Raw genomic sequence first — 18,281 nt, forward strand, 5'->3', positions numbered from 1 at the left:
ACTACGAATTCCTTAACCTATGATTAAGACCGGCTCGGGCAGGCAAAAGAAAAGCCCTCCTCCAAGAGTGGAAGAGAGCTCTGTCCGTCCGTCAAATCAGTGCGATGGCAAGCAAAGTGAACAAGCTCAGCGTGATAATGGGGTTCACATACCCATACGGATAAGGATAGGGATAGTAGCCCGAGGTTCTAACGCCGCCTCTATCGGGCTCCAGGTATACATTGTTCATATCCACATCTTTAATCGTACCTCTGTACTCTTTGCCGTCTCTCGTCATAATGCGGACTTTTCTCCCTTTGCATCTCAAACAATTGTAATAGGCTTCCACAAAATCACTCCTCTCTTATACCTGCATAGTATGGGGATCGGTGTATGCGGGAAACGGCTAACGTACAGCCCGCCGGCTTAATCAGGAATTTTCGGAAATCTATTGACTCTCACAAGGTGGCAGGGTTTAGAGTTAGGGTACAATCCGGATTGTGAATAACGGAACTAGGAGGAACAATGCTAAAGATCGGCGATTTTTCCAGACTGACAAGGGTTTCTATTCGCATGCTAAGGTACTATGACGAAATCGGGCTGCTGCCCCCTGCGGCTATTGATCAGAGTTCGGGATACCGCTATTATTCCGCCGGCCAGATTGAAACGGTGCATCTCATTAAGTCGCTTAGAGAAATGGGCTTCGGCTTTCCGGAAATCGCGGAATGGCTGAAGGAGAGCGGCAACACGCGGCGTTTGCTTGATTTGTTGGATATGCGGAAGCAAGAGATCGCGGAAACGATTGAACAGGAAAATGAAAAACTGCTGCGCGTCGGCAGAATGCTTGAACATTTAACCAAGGAGGATTCAACTATGGACTATACCATCGCATTAAAAAGCGTCCCGGCCTACCGGGTGCTGTCTCTCAGAGACATTATTCCGGCATACAACGCGGAAGGCGTTCTATGGGAGGAGATCTCGCGTTTCGCACAAGTGAACGGTATCAAAATGCTCCAGCCCTGCTACGCGATCTATCACGATCAGGGGTACAAAGAGCAGGATGTGGATGTCGAGGTGACGCTGCATTTCGAGGGAGAGGCTCCCGAATCGGAACGCATTCATGTGAAGGAGCTGGAAGCGGAGCCGCAAATGGCGGTTCTGTTTCACAGCGGTCCTTTTGAGGAGATGAGCAAGGCATATCAAGCTCTGGGCGTGTGGATGTCGGGAAACGGTTATGGCATGGCGGGGGCAATCCGGGCGATCTATCACAAAGGTCCGTGGTCGGAGAAGAATCCGGCGGATTATTTAACGGAGATTCAGGTCCCTGTGGTAAAGGGGGAATCGACGTCCATTGGCCCTGCAGCCGGGTAAGCTGGGGTCTCGAGTTGACATTTCCGCCCCGTCAATAATCAGAAACATTCTTATTTTTTCGTAGTTCAGTAATTTACTCCAACAAAAACAAGCGGGTTTAAATCAGCATAATCCGATGTGCCCGCTTGTTATTTATACCATTTATTTCAAATAACTAATAATAATTAAGGTAATCAATAAAATCGGTACCCCAAAAACAAAGAAATACCCAAAATACCGTACAGGTTTAGGCATATTTTGCAAATAGACCTTCTTAGGTCCGCCGCCTCCTTCTATACGCTGCATAGGTCTTAGCTGCTCATCTACATAATATTGATCTTCCCGATCATTTTGTTCTATCCAGTTCTCCTGTTTGAAAGTAGTGCCAATCCCGAAGCGTTCGTCCCCTCCTTTAGATTTATTGAATTTACTTCTATTCTCATGACTCATTTAAATCAACTTCCTTGGAAGTATTTATCAATACCATAATATTGTTTTTTTTTGAAAATAATATAATTAATAAAAACATTGAATCAAATCATCTGAGGGCATTCCTGCGTGAATACATTTTTTTCCGTCCAAATCGTCCGACCCAGACCAATTCCTACAAAAGTGCAGGCATTTTTCCACCGATCTCCCTTCTAAGCGGCGCACAAGCTCTAAAAGCTGCACAATCGTATCCTTTTTCTTCCTCCTAGGTAATTTTCACCTGATAAACCTGCAGATTCTCCTAGGCCCCTACACTGGACACACCCTGAACAGAAGTAGTGGATAGGTTCGTAGGTCGGTTCGTAGTTGGGGTTCGTAGATAGGTTCATTGGTGGGTTCGTAGTTGGGTTCGTGGAGGGATTGAGGATAGGCGGTTCGGGATTGGTAGGCTGGTGGGTTGGTAGCAGACATTCCTGCGTGTATACATCTTTTTCCGTCCAAATCGTCCCAACCAGACCAATTCCTACAAAAGTGCAGGCATTTCTCCACCGATCTTCCTTCTTAATGGCAAGTAAGCTCTAAAAGCTGCACAATCGTACCCTTTCCTTCTTTCTGAGCACATTTCACCTGAGAAACCTGCACAATAGCAGGAATCACCGGCCGCCATGCATTGTACACACCCTGAACAGAAATAGTGGGCGGGCCAGGTTACGGTATTCGAACATTCCTGCGTGTATACATCTTTTTTCGTCCAACTCCTCCTACCCGGACTCAATTCCTGCTAAGGTGCAGGAATTTCCCCTCCTATCCCCATTCAGTCGGCCCGCCGGCTTCAGTAGCTGCACAATTGCATCCTTTCCTTCTTCCTGCGCGAAATCCACTTGATAAACCTGCAGAATCGCAGGAAAATCCCGGCGACCTTAAAACGGGCACAGAATCATCAGAAAATTCACCTGACAATCCTGCCCATTCGCAGGAAATCGCCAGCTGCCGCACACCCGCCACCCTCAACCGGACACTAGACACTGGACAACCTGAAGCAGAACCAGTTAGTGGGCCCGTTGCCCGAGGCGGAAATTCCTGCGTCTGTCATGCGTCCTTGCATGGCCGCTACCGGCTCCCTCACACCCTCCCCTTCACGACAACAAACGGCGTCCCCCATTACAAAAAAGGGTACCGTCCTATAAGGACAGCACCCTTAACTCTTTACCAAAGCAGCTCGTTATCGCCGTTATGCAATCAGCGTCTGGACGATCAGGAACAAATTCAGCGATACAACGATTCCGGCAATAACCCAGCCGAGCGCAGTGGTGATCCGCCGGTTGACGAGTCCGCCCATCAGCTTGCGGTCACTGGTGAAGATAATCAGCGGAATGAGCGCAAACGCGATGCCGAAAGACAGGATAACCTGGCTCATGACAAGCGCCTTCGTCGGGTCGATGCCTGACAAAATAATGGCAAGCGGCGGAATCGATGTAATCGCGCGCCGGAGATACAGATTGATTCTTCGTCTGATAAAGCCCTGCATCACGACATCCCCCGCCATCGTGCCGACAGAAGCGCTGGAGAGTCCAGCAATCAGCAGGCCTAGACCGAAGGAGACCGCCGTAAGGGGGCCGACCAGCTGACCGAACTGATGATAAGCGGCTTCCAGATCCTCAACGGCAAGACCGTTCTTGAAAAAAGTTGCCGCCGAAACGATCACCATCGCCATATTCACCGCGCCCGCAATGAACATCGCAATCAGAATGTCGATGAACTCCAGCTTGAAAATTTGCTTCTTCTCCACGTCGTCCTTGCCCACAATCCGGTTCTGGGTAAGCGAGGAGTGCAAATAGATCGCGTGCGGCATAACGGTTGCGCCAAGAATGCCCGCCGCCAGCAGCACACTGTCAACGCCCTGAAAGCTTGGCGTCACGATTCCATGGACCACGCCGCCTATATCGGGCTTAGCCATCACGACTTGAAAAGCGAACGCCAGGACCACGACCAGAATCATGGTGGCGATTCCCGCTTCAAGCGAACGATACCCCCGCCGCTGCAGCTCCAGTATGGCAAAAGATCCTGCCGCCGTAATCAGCGCCGCGGGCAGCATCGGAATATCAAACAGTAGATACAGACCTAGCGCCGCACCTAGAAATTCAGCCAGGTCAGTCGCCATAATGACCAGTTCGCTTTGAATCCAGAGGGCGAAGGAGACTCCCTTCGGAAAGCGCGAGCGGGCAACCTCTGGCAAATTGAGGCCGGTCGCGATGCCAAGCTTTGCGGACAAGGATTGAATGAGTACCGCCATCAGATTGGAAGCCGCAATCACCCAGAGCAGGAGATATCCGTACTTGGAGCCAGCCGTAATATTAGTAGCGAAGTTACCCGGGTCGAGATAAGCTACAGCCGCGATAAAAGCGGGACCCAGGAAAGGAAGAATTCGTTTTAGCCCCTTCCCTCTGCCTTGCAATGCGGTATGAGCGGCGAGAAGATGTCTTTCTTTTTGCTGGGCGTTGCCCAAAGGATACGTACGTTCCATCATACCAGTTACCTCCTCGCCGAAAAATTAGCCAAGCACATAAAAGTTTACCTGATGCAACATTTCTTAGGCTTATTATATTCTCCTTTACCCTTTTTGTAAACGTGTAGTTCGCCTATTGCCGCCCATTTCTATGCGGTAAATCACAAAAGCCCAAACAATAGCCGGCGGCTGTGCCGGCCCTGTTTGGGTTTCGTTGTTTTTTTACAAACTGGTTTTGGATCTGTCCAACCTTATACAATTTCGGTTCTTCCGCCTTTATCGTTCATAATCGCCTATTATTAGGCCCGGTCAGCGTGCCACGTCCTTCTTGTCCCAGATATACACAGCCGCTGCCGAAACCAGCCCCAGAAAAGAAAGCAGCGCTCCGAACCAGGGAAGAGACGAAAGGCCGACATGCGTGATAATAAATCCCCCGAAAAAGGCTCCAAACGCGTTCCCCAAATTGAGCGCAGAGTGGTTGGATGTGGAGGCAAGCGCCGGAGCGTCCTTCGCCAAAGTCATAATTCGTACCTGAAGACCAGGAAACACGCCGAAGGCGCCGGCCCCCCAGATAAATATGGTTATGACCGCGAGCAGCGGGATATGGATCGAATAGGCGAAAAAGGCCAGGACGGCGGCAAGGAACGCAAAGATCACAAGCATCGAGGGCATGAGCTTCCAATCGGCAAGCCTGCCCCCCACAATATTCCCTGTCGTTACACCTATGCCGAACAGAACGAGAGTCAAGGCGACGGCGTTCTCCGAGAAGCCGGTAATGTCCTCAAGCAGCGGCGTTATATAAGTGAAGACGGAAAAAAGGCTGGCGCACCCAAACGCGCCCGTCAGCAGCACAAGCAGCAGCTTCGGCTGCAAGAGCGCCCGAAGCTGGCGCGTTAAGCTTGACGTCTCCTCCGCCTTGATTACGGGCACGAGCAGCAGGATGCCGGCCAGCGAGAGCACGCCCATCACGACCACGGCGCCGAACGACGCCCGCCAGCCCAGATGCTGGCCGATAAACGTCCCGATCGGGACGCCAATAATATTGGCCACGGTAAGGCCGGCCATCATAATCGACACCGCAGCAGCGCGCCGCCCCGGCTGGACGAGGCTCGCCGCGATGACGGAACCGACGCCGAAGAAGGTGCCGTGGGCCAGAGCGGTAAACAGCCTTGCTCCCATCAGGACGTTATAGTTCGGCGCAATCGCGGCGACGCCGTTGCCGATGATAAAGAGGATCATCAGCAGGCAGAGCAGCTGCTTTTGCGGAAGCCGGTATGTCAGTATCGCCAGAATCGGAGCCCCGATGGCGACGCCCAGCGCATAGCTCGTAATCAGCTGTCCCGCCGAAGCGATCGACACGTGCAGATCCTCGGCTACATTGGGCAATATGCCCATAATCACAAATTCCGTCATTCCAATAGCAAATGCGCCGAGCGTCAAAGACAGAAGCGCAAGCGGAAAGCGCTCCTTGACCTCCGCCCGGGGATTCGTGGTGTATGAAGTTTCCAATGCTTATGATTCTCCTTTGCCCGGTCTGTTGCTGCCGGGAATAATATAAGTTCGGCCGCCGCTTTGCTCCACCGTGACAGGCGCTTCAAAAAACCGGCTGAGCGTCTCTTCGTTCAGCAAGTGAGACGTTAAGCCGGAATCGAATACGCGGCCTCTCCTGAAGAGCAGCGTGTGGCTGAAGACAGGCAGAATTTCTTCCGTATGATGGGTAACATAAATGAGCGACGGCGCTTGTTCACTCATGGTCAGCTCTTCAATGCTTTCCAGCAGCCGTTCCCGGGCGAACAAATCAAGGCCGTTGCACGGTTCGTCCAGGATCAGAATTCTCGGCTCGGCCATCAGGGCGCGGGCGATCAGCACCTTCTGCTTCTCCCCTTGTGAACAGGTACGGTACTCGCGGTCCCACAAATGCCCGCAGCCGAGCTGTTCCATGAGTGCCCGGGCCCGCTCGTAATCCTCTTCCTGCACATTCGCGTACAGTCCGATCGAGGCATGCTTACCGCTGATCACGACCAGCTGCGTCCGGTCTGAACCATGCAGCTTCTCTTGAAGGGAAGAGCTGACCCAGCCGATGGATTTGCGGAGCTCCCGAAGATCAATCTCGCCAAATCGCTCGCCGAGCACATAAATTTCCCCTGCGGTCGGCCAGATGTAACCGTTGATCATGTTCAGCAGCGTCGTTTTGCCGGAACCGTTCAGTCCCATCAGCGCCCAATTTTGCCCCTTTTCAATGCTCCAGTTTACCTGGTCCAACAGCGTTTGAGTCCCTCTTTGCCACGAGACATTGCTTACTTTCAAAATGCTGTCCAATCCCCTGCAACCTCCTTTCTATTCCCTGGATGATCACCTCTGCAATAACGTATTGTAAACAATTCAATGTAAAAATGTCATTGTGAAAATTGCTCAATTCATCTGCAATTATTGCGATCATGCTATAATGGGACGGGGTGAACGCTAATGAAATTGAAAGTTGTGACGGAGAACATCGAGCTATGCAGACTGGAAGAGCATTACGAAGAAGCTCCCCATGTTCATCAGAACTGGGTACAGATGACCTTCGCTGTTCGAGGCGGCTCCTCCGACATTAGCCGCGGGGCATCCGGGTTCATTCCGGAGGGAGAAGGAATCATCCATCAACCGATGCAGGAGCATCAAATCCGGGTGGATAAAGGAAACCGCGCAATCGTGATCAAAATACGCCCTTCGCTGTGGGAGTCTTTGCGGGTTAGAGAAGCCGATTGTATCGCTGAGGAGCAGGTCATCAATCCCCAGGAACTGAACGCGGAGTTCAATCGCTGGATTTCCCCGCTGGTTTTGCCTGATGAGGATGACCGAAATGAACGGAGCCTTACGGAGGCCGATGTGCTGCAATATCTTACACGCAATCTGAAAAGAGGGGCTTGTCCGGAGACGAACCCTCCTTGTCTTCCGGAACTCGCCAGTACGGGAGATCCCTACATGGATCAAGTATTCGAATACATACACCGCTCCTATACATCTCCGATTCGCATTGATTTATTGTCTTCTATGGCTCTTCAGAGCCGATACCATTTTATCCGCTCCTTCAAAGCGGCGACTGGATTCACGCCTTATCAGTACATTCTTCGCCTGCGGATCGAGCGCGCGAAGTATGAGCTCGAACATACCGAAGATACGATATCCGCGATCAGCGCGGGCCTCGGCTTTGCTTCAGCCAGTCAATTTTATCGCGCCTTCGTCAAAATCACCGGCATGGCCCCGGAACAATACCGCCTTGGGCGAAAGATGGGCTGAACCGGCGAAAGAAGGGATTCGTCTTCCAGACGTTTCCCCTTTCACCCCCATAACAAACCCAAAGAGACGCGGCCCCGTTATCTTGAACGGCGGCCGCGCCTCTTTATAATTTCATAATTCCCATAATTACATTATTACCGGTTCAACCGGTAACCCCCGTGAAACACGGGGCCGACATATTCATTGAAAGCATACCCTGCGCGGATCGCCGCTGTAACGAAATCCTTGGCCTTGGCGACGGCTTCACGGGTGCTCAGGCCGGTTGCGAGTCCCGCCGTGATCGCGGCGGCGAAGGAGCAGCCCGCACCGTGATTGTACGCCGGCTCGATTTTATCCGTCTCGAACACCGTATACTCTGCTCCGTCATAGAACAGATCCACTGCCTTGTCTCCGCCAAGCGCTTTGCCGCCCTTAATCACTACCGACTTCGCCCCCTGGCGCTGAATGACCGCGGCGGCCTCCTTCATTTCGTCCAGCGTTGTAATCTTTCCGATGCCGGACAGCACGCCCGCCTCGAACAGGTTCGGCGTAATGACCGTAGCGAGCGGCAGCAGCAGCTCACGGATCGCCTCGGCACTCTCGGGATTCAGCACCTCGTCTTCGCCTTTGCAGACCATAACGGGATCAATAACCACATTTCCCTGACGGTTGCTCTTTATGGCCTGCTCCGCCACCTGAACAATCTCCGGACTGCCCAGCATGCCCGTCTTTAGAGCATCTACCGGTCCGCCGGCGAAGATTGTCTTGAGTTGCTCCGCGACCAGCTCGGGGCTGACGGGATATACATGATGATGCCAGCCGTTATCCGGGTCCATCGTTACGATTGTCGTAAGCGCGCTGAACCCATAGGTTCCATATTCCTGAAAGGTCTTCAGATCCGCCTGGATTCCCGCGCCGCCGCTTGAATCGCTCCCGGCAATGGTCAATGTCTTCACAATTTTGCTCAATGCCAACTAACCCTTCTGTTCTTTGGTGTTCTTTTAGTTACTCTCCCGAAAAGGTGGTTTCTTTCATAATAACATCATGCGCGCCGCCCTCGACCAGACTGGTTGCCGAAACAAGAGTAATTCTGGCGTTCTGCTGCAGTTCATCTATGGATTTCGCGCCGCAGTTGGACATCGTCGACTTGATCTTGCTGATCGTCTTGTCCAGATTCTCTTTGAGACTTCCCGCGTAAGGCACGTACGAATCGACGCCTTCTTCAAAGACAAGCCCCGACTTTCCGCCCGTGTCATATCTTTGCCAGTTCCGCGCCCGGTTGGAGCCTTCGCCCCAGAACTCTTTGACAAAGTTGTTTCCGACTTTCAGCTTTTTGGTCGGGCTCTCGTCGAAACGCGCGAAGTAACGGCCCATCATAACAAAATCGGCGCCCATGGCAAGCGAAAGCGTGATGTGGTAATCGTGAACGATCCCTCCATCCGAACAGATCGGCACATAGATGCCCGTTTCTTTATAATACTGCTCCCTTGCCTCCGCAACCTCGATAAGCGACGACGCCTGTCCTCTGCCGATCCCCTTTTGCTCGCGCGTAATACATATCGATCCGCCGCCGATTCCCACCTTCACGAAGTCGGCCCCGGCTTCAACAAGATACAGGAAGCCTTCCTTGTCTACGACGTTCCCCGCTCCGATCTTGACATTGAAATTCTCTTTAACGTAAGCGATGGTGTCGCGCTGCCACTCCGTATACCCGTCTGATGCGTCAATTACGAGGATGTCTGCGCCCGCTTCTACTAAGAGCGGCACCCGTTCTTCATAGTCCTTTGTGTTGATGCCGGCCCCGACGATATAACTCTTATTGCCGTCCATCAGCGCCAGCGGGTTCTCTTTGTGTGCGTCGTAATCTTTTCGGAATACAAGGCTTTCCAGCCGCTGCTCCCCGTCCACGATCGGCAGACAGTTCAGCTTATGCTCCCAGATCATATCATTGGCTTCGGGAAGGTTGATTCCGGACTTTCCGACAATCAGGGAAGAGAACGGCGTCATGAATTCACTTACCCGTTTGTCCAGGGGATCGCGGCTAATTCTGTAATCCCGGCCCGTGACGATTCCCAGAAGCTTTCCCGTCGGTGAACCGTCATCAGTAATGGCGATCGTGGAATGTCCCGTCTCCTCTTTCAGCTCAAGCACATCATTCAAGGTATGCTCAGGAGTCAAATTGGAGCGGCTTACCACAAACCCGGACTTATACTCCTTTACCTTACGGACCATAGCCGACTGGTCTTCCGGGGATTGGGAACCGAAAATGAATGAAATGCCGCCGCAGCGGGCCAATGCAATCGCCATTTGATGATCGGAGACCGACTGCATCACCGCCGACGAGAACGGGATATTGAGGGAAATATCCGGCTGCTCGCCCTTTTTAAATTTGGTGATCGGCGTTTTGAGATCCACGTTTGCAGGGGTACAGTCCTTTGTCGTCAAATTTGGAATCAACAGAAATTCACTGAACGTCCGGGAAGGTTCCGGGTAATAGTAGGCCACCTTTTTCCACTCCTTGTCTAAAAATTCCTCACATCATAACGTCAACTAATCGATTTGTCAATGCAAAATGTGTGGGCGTGTTATTCTTCTGTGATCCATCACATCACGCTAAAAAGCACGGCCTCCCGGATAAGTCTCCGGGGAGCCGTGCTTGGCAGGATTTATAGATGGCATCTTCCACCCGGAATAGCCGGCCTTCCTAAACATTTGCTCGGCTTACGAGCTGGCAAGCTTATTGATCATGCTGGCGCAGTACGCGCCGCCGTAGCCGTTGTCGATGTTGACCACGCTGACTCCGCTGGCGCAGCTGTTCAGCATGGACAGCAGCGCCGACAGCCCGCCGAAATTGGCCCCGTAGCCGATGCTTGTCGGAACGGCGATGACGGGCTTGTCGGTGAGGCCGCCCAAGACGCTGGCCAGCGCGCCTTCCATTCCGGCGACAACCACGACGACCTTGGCTTCCCGGATTACGCCCAGCTTGTCGAACAGCCGGTGAATCCCGGCAACCCCCACATCGGTGATCTTCTCTACACGGTTCCCGAGGATGAGGGCCGTTTCCACAGCTTCCTCGACAACCGGGAGGTCGGACGTTCCCGCTGAGACAATCGCGATGTAACTGTCGGTCAGCTCCACCGGTCTGCGGCGGACGGTGATCGTCCGCCCGATCGGATTGTACTCCGCTTCGGGACAGATGGCCTTCACCGCTTCATACATCTCGGCGCTGGCCCGGGTACCCAGAATGTTGTTGTCTCTCGTTAACATGTATTCGATGATTTGGCGAACCTGTTCCACCGTCTTCCCGGCGCAGTAGATAACCTCCGGCACGCCGGTTCTGACTTCCCGGTGATTGTCGATCAGCGCGAAGCCGAGGTCTTTGAAAGGCAGCTCCTTAAGATCTTCCAGGGCTTCTTCCACTTTCAGCTCGCCATTTTGCACGGAGGTGAGCAGCTTCCGAAGCGCTTCATTATCCATGCCGCATCACCCCGTGACGCCGATGGCGGCGTTCAGGCTGCCCGTCTTGTAACCCGCCAGATCAAGGGAGACATAGCGGAAGCCGAATTCCTTCAGCTTTACCGAAATCCGGTCCATAAGCTCCTCGTCGAACAGCCGGCTGCGATCACTCCGGCCCACCTCGATTCGGGCAAGATCGTCGTGGCAGCGGACCCGGATGGCGCGGAAGCCAAGGTCCATCAAATATTTTTCCGCCCGTTCGATCTTCTCAAAATCCTCCGTGCGCAGTTCGCTGCCATATGGGATACGCGTTAACAGGCAGGCATACGGCGGCTTGTCCCAAGTGGGCAGCCCCAGCTCTCGAGACAAGCTGCGAATCTCCGCCTTGGTCAGCTCACAGTCGCGCAGCGGGCTCTTGACTCCGAGCTCGGCGAGCGCCTTCAGCCCCGGCCGGTAGTCATGAATGTCGTCAAAGTTGGTGCCGTCGATGACATAACGGTACCCGCCCTTCCCGGCCAGTTCCTTGATCATGCTGAACACTGCAGTTTTGCACAGGTAGCAGCGGTTGTCGGGGTTATACTTGATTTCGTCGATTAAGGGAGCCTCGATAATCTCGTAATCGACGCCAAGCTCCCGTACAAGCTCCTTGGCCTCTTCGATTTCCCATTTGGGAATGTAAGGGGAAAGGATCGTGACGGCCTTCAGCCGGTCGCCTAGCGCTTCCTTGGCCGCTCGCAGCAGGAAGGTGCTGTCCACCCCGCCGGAAAATGCAAGCACCACCCGGTCGAGCTGCTTCAAATAATCGAGAAGGGCCTCATATTTCGGGTTGCGATTCATCTAATTTCACCTCATAACTGGTATATATTTCGCGGTAAATCTTCGAGATCGGAACGCTGTTTGCCAGCGCCAGCCTTTTACAGTCTTCGTATTCGGGCTTATATTTGACAAGCTTTCCCTCAAAATAGGAGTTTTTGATCGTCACCTCGCCATACCGGGTGCTATGCTTGACGAAGCTGCGCTCCAGCATGGCTTTGCCGACCGGGAATTTGCGTACGCCCAGGGAAGTCGTCTCCTTGAAAATAACCTCCAGCACGTCCTTCTCCCGCTTCGGGCCGACAAGTACGCTCAGCTTGACGGCGGGGCGGCCCTTTTTCATAATGATCGGAGTCTTGAACACATCGGAGGCGCCCCGGGCAAACAGCTGCTCCTCCACATAGCCGTACAACTCGGGATTCATATCGTCGATGTTCGTTTCCAGCAAAATCGGTCCGGGTGAGGCGCTTTCTTTCTTATCCTCCATCCGGCCTAGGTAAACCCTTAGTACGTTAGGGATCTCCAGATCCCGGTTGCCAAGTCCATAGCCGACCGCCTCCATCACAAAATCGGTCTTGTCGGTAAACTCATCCACCACCGCGGCCAGAATCGCAGCTCCCGTAGGGGTCGTCGTCTCGAACGGAACGAGACCGGCCTTCACCGGAATGCCTTTCAGAATCTCGACGGTCGCCGGCGCAGGCACCGGAATCAGCCCATGCGCACAGCGGACAAAGCCGCCGCCCACCTGAACCGGAGAAGCCAGGATTTTGTCCACTTTAAGGTAGTCGAGGCAGATGGCGGCTCCAACGATATCGACAATGGAATCCACTGCACCCACCTCATGAAAATGGACCTCCTCCAGCGGCTTGCCGTGAACCTTCGCTTCCGCGAGGGCAACCTGCATGAAGATTTTCATGCTGAGCTCCTTTACTCGGTCCGATAAAGAACTGGCTCCGATGATCCGCTCAATATCCTCGACATTACGGTGATGATGGCCGTGAGGGTGATCGTCGTGATGGTCATGCCTATGGGTATGGCCTTGCTCATGTTGATGCTCATGGGTATGGCCTTGTTCATGGGCGTGATTGTGCTCATGTGCATGCTCGTGTCCATGTACATGCTCATGGTTATGTTCGTGTCTATGTACATGCTCGTGTTCGTGAACATGATCATGCCCATGTTCGTGTCCGTGTTCATGTCCGTGTTTCGCATGTCCAGATCCTGGGTGCGGACCGCGTTGTTCTCCTGTTAGCCGAACGTCAACTTTGATACCGCTAATTCCCTTTTTGAGCGCCTTGGCGATGGTAACTTCAAATTCCCCGTTCAGGTTCAGCTTGGAGATCTCTCGAAGGAAATAATCGGGATCGGCCCCGGCATCAAGGAGCGCGCCCAGGTTCATATCTCCGCTAATCCCCGCAAAACAATCGTAATAGAGAATGTTCAACAGTTTGCACTCCTTCTGTAAGATGAGTTTGCAAGAAATTTAATCTGAAAAATGCATGTCGATGCATCGTTGTTCGCAGTTTAAGCGAAGACCTCAGCAACATGTTTCAGTTCTTCGATGATAGGCAGGTTCTGCGGGCAATGCTCCTCGCAGGTGCCGCATTCAACGCATTGGGATGCCCTTCCTTTCTCGGATATCCGGGCGGCATAGGTTTCCTTCAGCGCATTCTTTTGCTTCTCGTTATCGAGGAAATAATACTCGTTTATATAGGTGAAATTGCCCGGAATATTCACTCCGGCCGGACAAGGCATGCAGTAGGCGCATCCGGTACAGCTGACTCTCGTCTGACGGAAAGCGGTCCGGGCTTCCTCCACAATGTCCAGCTCCTGCTTACTTAAAGAGCCGGAATGCGCTTCGTTCGCGATTTTCAGGTTTTCCTCCACCTGCTCCAAGGTGCTCATGCCGCTTAAGGTAACCGCCACGTCCGGGTTGTTCCACACCCACCGCAGCGCCCATTCAGCGGGCGTCCGCTTGATATCGGCCTTATCGAAGGCGGCCTGCACGCTGTCCGGAATGTCGCGAACCAGCTTGCCGCCCCGAAGCGGTTCCATGACGGCGATGCCGATGCCTTTGGCTGCGGCGTATTCCAGACCTTCGATTCCGGCTTGGAAGTATTCGTCCAGGTAGTTATACTGCACCTGACAGAAGGTCCAGTCGTAGGCATCTACGATTTCTTTGAACACCGGCAGTTCGTCGTGGAACGAGAATCCGGGGTAACGGATCCTTCCGTCTTTTACCGCCGAATCGAGGAACTCAAAGATGCCGAGTTCTTTTACCGTCTTCCAGGTTCCTGCGTTGAGCGCATGCACCAGATAGAAGTCGATGTGGTCGGTTTCCAGACGCTCCAGTTGTTCATTCAGATAGCGATCCATATCCTCCCGGGTCCGAATCAACCAACTGGGCAGCTTGGTGGCGATATTCACTTTGTCGCGGTATCCATCCTTAAGCGCTCGGGCAACAAAAGGCTCGCTCTCCCCGGGTCCCCCCATGCCGTCTCCATGATACGGATAAGCGGTGTCCACATAATTGATCCCGTTGTCGATGCCGTAACGCAGCATCGCGATCGCTTTGTCATCATCGATATTGCGGGCGTTGCCGTCAATTACGGGAAGCCGCATGCAGCCGAAGCCCAGAACGGAGACCATCTCGTTTGTCTTGCCATATTTGCGGTACAACATGGATAAATTCCTCCTAATCAAATAAATAGGGTTAGCAGCAGTCCGCTGCCGGCAATTCAGCTAGCCGATAGAGTCAGACGGCGAGCCGAAATGATGCGATGTGATATTTTTCACATAAAGTGCCGCATGATCATACCTTTTCAGCCGCTAGTTCCATTTCGCGGACCAAATTTTCGTACCATACCGTCTTGAGCGTGATTTTCTTCAAAAACGAATTCATTTCCTCCACCTTCCGCTCCGTCGAACGCTTGTGGTCTTGCAGAATTTGCAGACGCTCCCTCATGGTGTGGTCGCCCTCGAAAGCCAGCTCGGCAAAATGCTTCACCTTTGCCACAGGCATTTCGGTGTCCCGCAAGCAGCGGATAAAATACAGCCAATCCAGATCCTCCGGCTCAAACAGCCGATTTCCCCGTTCATCCCGTTTAAGCGCCTTCAAGAGTCCTTCCTGCTCATAATACCTCAGGGTGTGAACGGTAAGACCCGTCTGTTCGGCAGCTTCCTTGATGGTTAAGGCCACCCGCGTATCCTCCTTTCCGATTCCGGACTCTATTTCGTTCTCATCATACACCTTCGAGTGCACTTGAAGTCAACACCGGATTTCAAGTTCTGTAAAATGTGTGAGCATGTTCCAATATGCAAAAAAACGGCCCCAACAGACGAAAAACGTCTGTGAAGCCGCCTTGCTTTCAAAGTTAAACTCCGGTTTTTTCCCGTTCCACGACCTCGATCTTGTCCTTACCGCCATAGAAATCCCACCAGGGGGTCGCAGCCTTCGACAAAATTTCACCCATACGGATCATCCGCCGCACGCCCTCGTCCTTCAGCCACGCCCGCAGCGCTTCGGCTCCATGCTTCCCGTAGATCTCGACGCCGTCCTGCCAGGTTGCCCGCCCGCACAGCACGCCCGAGAAAGGCACCCCCGCTTCTCCGGCCAGCTCCAGCGTCTCCATGAACATTTCATTGGTGACGCCCGCGCTCAAATAAATGAACGGTACACTCGTCAGACCCGCCGTAGCCTTGAAATGCGCAATCGCCTCTTCGCGCGTATATACGGCTTCGCCGCCCGCGCCCGCCCGGGTGCCTTCCACGTACTTCAGGTTAATCGGAACCTCCACTTTCAGCACGTCGATCTTGTACTTCGGCTGGGTGAATTCCCGCATGTATTTTTTCACCTTTTCCGGCTTCGCTTTGGCAAATTCCGCGCTGGCGGAGTCCTTGAGGGTATCGCTGTAGGTGACGGCCTCGAAGAAAAACGGGATATCGACGGACTCGCATTCCGCTCCGACCCGTTCAATAAAAGCATGTTTAATTGTGTTGATCTTCTCATCGTCGTCCGGGTCGTAATACATCAGAATTTTGATGGCATCGACGCCCTTCTCCGCATACCGCCGCACCGACCATTCCGGCAGAAGATCCGGCAGACGTCCTTTTTCCGTGGCATCATAGCCGGTTTCTTCATAAGCGATCAGCAGACCGGTATCCTTATGCCGGGCCTCCGCCGCATCCCAGCCGTACTCCGGATCAAGCAGAATGGCGCTGGAATAGGGCGTCAGCTCTTCAGATACCAGGCGCTTGAATTCAGCGACATGCCTTGCATCGGCTTCGCCTCCAAGCGCGTGCCCAAGCGATTTTCTAAGCGATCCCCGCTGATCAATCGCCGTCGCCACAAACAGCCCCCGGTCATCGGACAGCTTAAGCAGCCGGTCGTATTTTCCTTTGGATATTCTCACACTCATCTGTCGTTCCTCCTTCATCTCCTAATATGGCCCAACAGTTGCCCCGCTATTTCGTATTTAACCGTCAGGATGGAGATCAACCAGAAAAACTATAAATCCCGGGTGGTGAACAGACGCAATGAGATGAGGTAAGAAACCGCGATAAATACGATGTAGATGGCGCCTCCGACCAGCCATTTTTCGAGACCCAAACCCTCGGTGCCCAGTATAAAGGTCTTCAGCCCCGGAATCGCTTTAAAGATGCCTCCCAAATTCATAATGCCGAAGAACATGCCCAAAAAGAATGCGGTATTCACATATTGGGCTCCCTTGGGACCGAGCCAGTAAAATAAAGGCAGGTAAACCGAGGCCATCAGCGGTACCGACAGAATAGAGACCCCCAGCTCTCTCCAGTTCATACTCACGCTGCCATATCCCAGCTGTGTAAGCGCCAGATTGAACACCAGCGCAAAAGCTACGCCAATCAAGATAAACGGCAGTACCGATACATATTTTGAGGCAACGATTAATCTGCGGTGTACCGGAAGACTGAGCGAGAACCTGATATTCACATTTCGGATATCCTGTAGGCAGGAAGTAAGGAGCATCATCATGGCTGGGAAAGTTATAAACAGACTCACGCCGAACTGTGCGGATTTCGCATTCATAATGGACAGAATCATGAGATAGGGAACCCCAAACAGCAGAAAATTTCTGGACAGCATAAAATCCTTGCGGATCAGGGAAACGAGATTAGACATGAGCCTTGCCTCCTTTTACAGTGAAATACATAATGTCTTCGAGCGTCGGCGCTTCGAGCAGCGCATTACCCTGAAACACCCTTTCCGCTTCCCGCCGGTCTGCCGCCAAGGCTTCGAACCCGTGAGCCCCTTCCTTTACTCCGACAAAATACTTCTTAACATCCTTATCGAGCAGCTCGCGCCCGCCCTTGACCAGCACATACCGTTCCAGCACTTCATCCTTGCTGTCGCTGAATACGACTTTCCCCCGGTTCATGAAGACAATATAATCCGCGATCCGGTCCAGATCCGTTGTATTATGGGTAGAGAAGATGATCGACTTGTTCTCGTCCAGAATCTGCTCCCCGAGCAGATCCAAGAGCTCCCTGCGGAAGACGGGATCGAGGCCAGCGGTCGGTTCATCCATGAGCAGCAGGTCCGCATCGTGGGACAGCGCCACCGCCAGCGAGAACTTCATCTTCATCCCTCTCGACAGGTTCTTGATCTTGGACTTTTCGGACAGCTCGAACATTTCCAGATACCGGGTAAAGGCCGCATGATCCCAATGCTGATAAAAGGGGGCAATCATTTTTCTCATATTCCGGATCGTCATATTCTCATAGAAATAATTCTCGTCCGAGACGTACCCGATGCGTTCTTTCAGGCCAGGGTTATCCGCAAGCGTACTGCCGAATATTCGAACCTCCCCGCTGCTTGGACGTACCATATCCATCATGATCTTGATCAGCGTACTCTTCCCGGCGCCGTTGGGACCGATCAATCCGGTGATAAACCCTTTTTTTACCTCAAACTGTACCTGATTCAGCGTAAAACGTTCAAAAGACTTCGAAACTCCCCGAATTTCAACCACATTACTCATTCCTGCTCCTCCTTAAGCGTCTTGAATATGTCAACCATTTCCGCAAACCCGATCCCGAGCAGTCTGCTCTCCTCCAACACTTCTTTCATTTTCTCCTCCAGGAGCCGGCATCGCTGTTCACGGATATACTGCTGATTCATGCCGGACACGAAGGAGCCTTTTCCCACCAGAGAATTGACAAGACCTTCCCGCTCTAGTTCCTCGTATGCACGCTTAGTCGTAATGACGCTGATCTGCAAATCCTTGGCCAGTTGACGGATCGAAGGCAGAGGGTCCCCTGCGGCAAGCTCGCCCTGTAAAATCAACTGCCGGATCTGGCTTACAATCTGCGCATAAATCGGTTCTCCCGATGAGTTGGATAAAATTATGTTCATCATTCACCCCATTCTGCTGCGCTGTCTATATTGTATATATATTATATATACATTATGTTCTTTGTTGTCAACGTCATTTCCCTCTTTTTTCAAATT

General features: G+C 52.7%; 18 protein-coding genes. 2 read left to right on the forward strand and 16 right to left on the reverse strand.

What is annotated here, in order from left to right:
- Positions 1-91 precede the first annotated feature (91 nt).
- Positions 92-328 (reverse strand): LSm family protein, encoded by a 237-nt coding sequence (locus G5B47_RS00315; protein ID WP_165093199.1) that lies wholly within the window; start codon positions 326-328, stop codon positions 92-94.
- Positions 329-504: 176 nt separating this feature from the next.
- On the opposite strand from G5B47_RS00315, the gene G5B47_RS00320 reads away from it, so the two are divergent.
- On the forward strand, positions 505-1,350 hold the full coding sequence (locus G5B47_RS00320; RefSeq protein ID WP_165093200.1) for a MerR family transcriptional regulator: 846 nt from the start codon (positions 505-507) through the stop codon (positions 1,348-1,350).
- A 141-nt stretch (positions 1,351-1,491) separates the two neighbouring features.
- On the opposite strand, the gene G5B47_RS00325 is transcribed toward G5B47_RS00320, so the two are convergent.
- The 4 genes from G5B47_RS00325 to G5B47_RS00340 form a co-directional block, all read right to left on the reverse strand.
- Entirely contained in the window at positions 1,492-1,779 is a 288-nt protein-coding gene (locus G5B47_RS00325; protein WP_165093202.1) for a hypothetical protein, read from the reverse strand.
- A 1,210-nt stretch (positions 1,780-2,989) separates the two neighbouring features.
- On the reverse strand, positions 2,990-4,285 hold the full coding sequence (locus G5B47_RS00330; protein ID WP_165093203.1) for an Nramp family divalent metal transporter: 1,296 nt from the start codon (positions 4,283-4,285) through the stop codon (positions 2,990-2,992).
- A 288-nt stretch (positions 4,286-4,573) separates the two neighbouring features.
- Positions 4,574-5,773, reverse strand: a complete 1,200-nt coding sequence (locus G5B47_RS00335) for an MFS transporter (RefSeq protein ID WP_235957056.1) — start codon at positions 5,771-5,773, stop codon at positions 4,574-4,576.
- A 3-nt stretch (positions 5,774-5,776) separates the two neighbouring features.
- Positions 5,777-6,583, reverse strand: a complete 807-nt coding sequence (locus G5B47_RS00340) for an ABC transporter ATP-binding protein (protein WP_165093205.1) — start codon at positions 6,581-6,583, stop codon at positions 5,777-5,779.
- A 147-nt stretch (positions 6,584-6,730) separates the two neighbouring features.
- On the opposite strand from G5B47_RS00340, the gene G5B47_RS00345 reads away from it, so the two are divergent.
- On the forward strand, positions 6,731-7,546 hold the full coding sequence (locus tag G5B47_RS00345; protein ID WP_165093207.1) for a helix-turn-helix domain-containing protein: 816 nt from the start codon (positions 6,731-6,733) through the stop codon (positions 7,544-7,546).
- Between the two features lie 134 nt (positions 7,547-7,680).
- Here G5B47_RS00345 and thiD read toward each other — a convergent pair whose 3' ends face one another.
- The 11 genes from thiD to G5B47_RS00400 all read right to left on the reverse strand — a co-directional run bounded on the left by thiD (position 7,681) and on the right by G5B47_RS00400 (position 18,185).
- Positions 7,681-8,493 (reverse strand): bifunctional hydroxymethylpyrimidine kinase/phosphomethylpyrimidine kinase, encoded by an 813-nt coding sequence (gene thiD / locus G5B47_RS00350; protein ID WP_165093209.1) that lies wholly within the window; start codon positions 8,491-8,493, stop codon positions 7,681-7,683.
- Positions 8,494-8,530: 37 nt separating this feature from the next.
- A complete protein-coding gene (locus tag G5B47_RS00355) occupies positions 8,531-10,030 on the reverse strand; it encodes an IMP dehydrogenase (protein WP_165093210.1) in 1,500 nt (499 codons plus the stop codon).
- Positions 10,031-10,246: 216 nt separating this feature from the next.
- Complete coding sequence (gene larB, locus G5B47_RS00360) at positions 10,247-11,002, reverse strand: nickel pincer cofactor biosynthesis protein LarB (protein ID WP_165093212.1); 756 nt, start codon at positions 11,000-11,002, stop codon at positions 10,247-10,249.
- Positions 11,003-11,008: 6 nt separating this feature from the next.
- Positions 11,009-11,818 carry an ATP-dependent sacrificial sulfur transferase LarE gene (gene larE / locus G5B47_RS00365; RefSeq protein ID WP_165093214.1) on the reverse strand — a complete coding sequence of 270 codons (810 nt, stop codon included), beginning with the start codon at positions 11,816-11,818 and terminating at the stop codon, positions 11,009-11,011.
- Positions 11,796-13,238: a nickel pincer cofactor biosynthesis protein LarC gene (larC, locus tag G5B47_RS00370; protein WP_165093216.1), complete on the reverse strand. Its 1,443-nt coding sequence runs from the start codon at positions 13,236-13,238 to the stop codon at positions 11,796-11,798. Before larC ends, larE begins: the two co-directional genes overlap by 23 nt.
- An 80-nt stretch (positions 13,239-13,318) precedes the next feature.
- Positions 13,319-14,476 carry an aldo/keto reductase gene (locus G5B47_RS00375; protein WP_165093217.1) on the reverse strand — a complete coding sequence of 386 codons (1,158 nt, stop codon included), beginning with the start codon at positions 14,474-14,476 and terminating at the stop codon, positions 13,319-13,321.
- Positions 14,477-14,606: 130 nt separating this feature from the next.
- Positions 14,607-14,993, reverse strand: coding sequence for a MerR family transcriptional regulator (locus tag G5B47_RS00380; protein ID WP_165093219.1), 387 nt, complete (start codon positions 14,991-14,993; stop codon positions 14,607-14,609).
- Between the two features lie 175 nt (positions 14,994-15,168).
- The gene (locus G5B47_RS00385; RefSeq protein WP_165093220.1) at positions 15,169-16,212 is read right to left on the reverse strand and encodes a tagatose 1,6-diphosphate aldolase; all 1,044 of its coding nucleotides are present in this window, start codon (positions 16,210-16,212) and stop codon (positions 15,169-15,171) included.
- A gap of 89 nt (positions 16,213-16,301) precedes the next feature.
- Entirely contained in the window at positions 16,302-16,952 is a 651-nt protein-coding gene (locus G5B47_RS00390; protein ID WP_165093223.1) for an ABC-2 transporter permease, read from the reverse strand.
- Positions 16,945-17,811, reverse strand: coding sequence for an ABC transporter ATP-binding protein (locus G5B47_RS00395; RefSeq protein ID WP_165093224.1), 867 nt, complete (start codon positions 17,809-17,811; stop codon positions 16,945-16,947). Before G5B47_RS00395 ends, G5B47_RS00390 begins: the two co-directional genes overlap by 8 nt.
- Complete coding sequence (locus G5B47_RS00400; RefSeq protein WP_165095309.1) at positions 17,808-18,185, reverse strand: GntR family transcriptional regulator; 378 nt, start codon at positions 18,183-18,185, stop codon at positions 17,808-17,810. The genes G5B47_RS00395 and G5B47_RS00400 overlap by 4 nt, the downstream gene beginning before the upstream one ends.
- Positions 18,186-18,281: the final 96 nt, after the last annotated feature.

The sequence above is a fragment of the Paenibacillus apii genome (assembly GCF_011043685.1).
Taxonomy (GTDB): domain Bacteria; phylum Bacillota; class Bacilli; order Paenibacillales; family Paenibacillaceae; genus Paenibacillus_AQ; species Paenibacillus_AQ sabinae.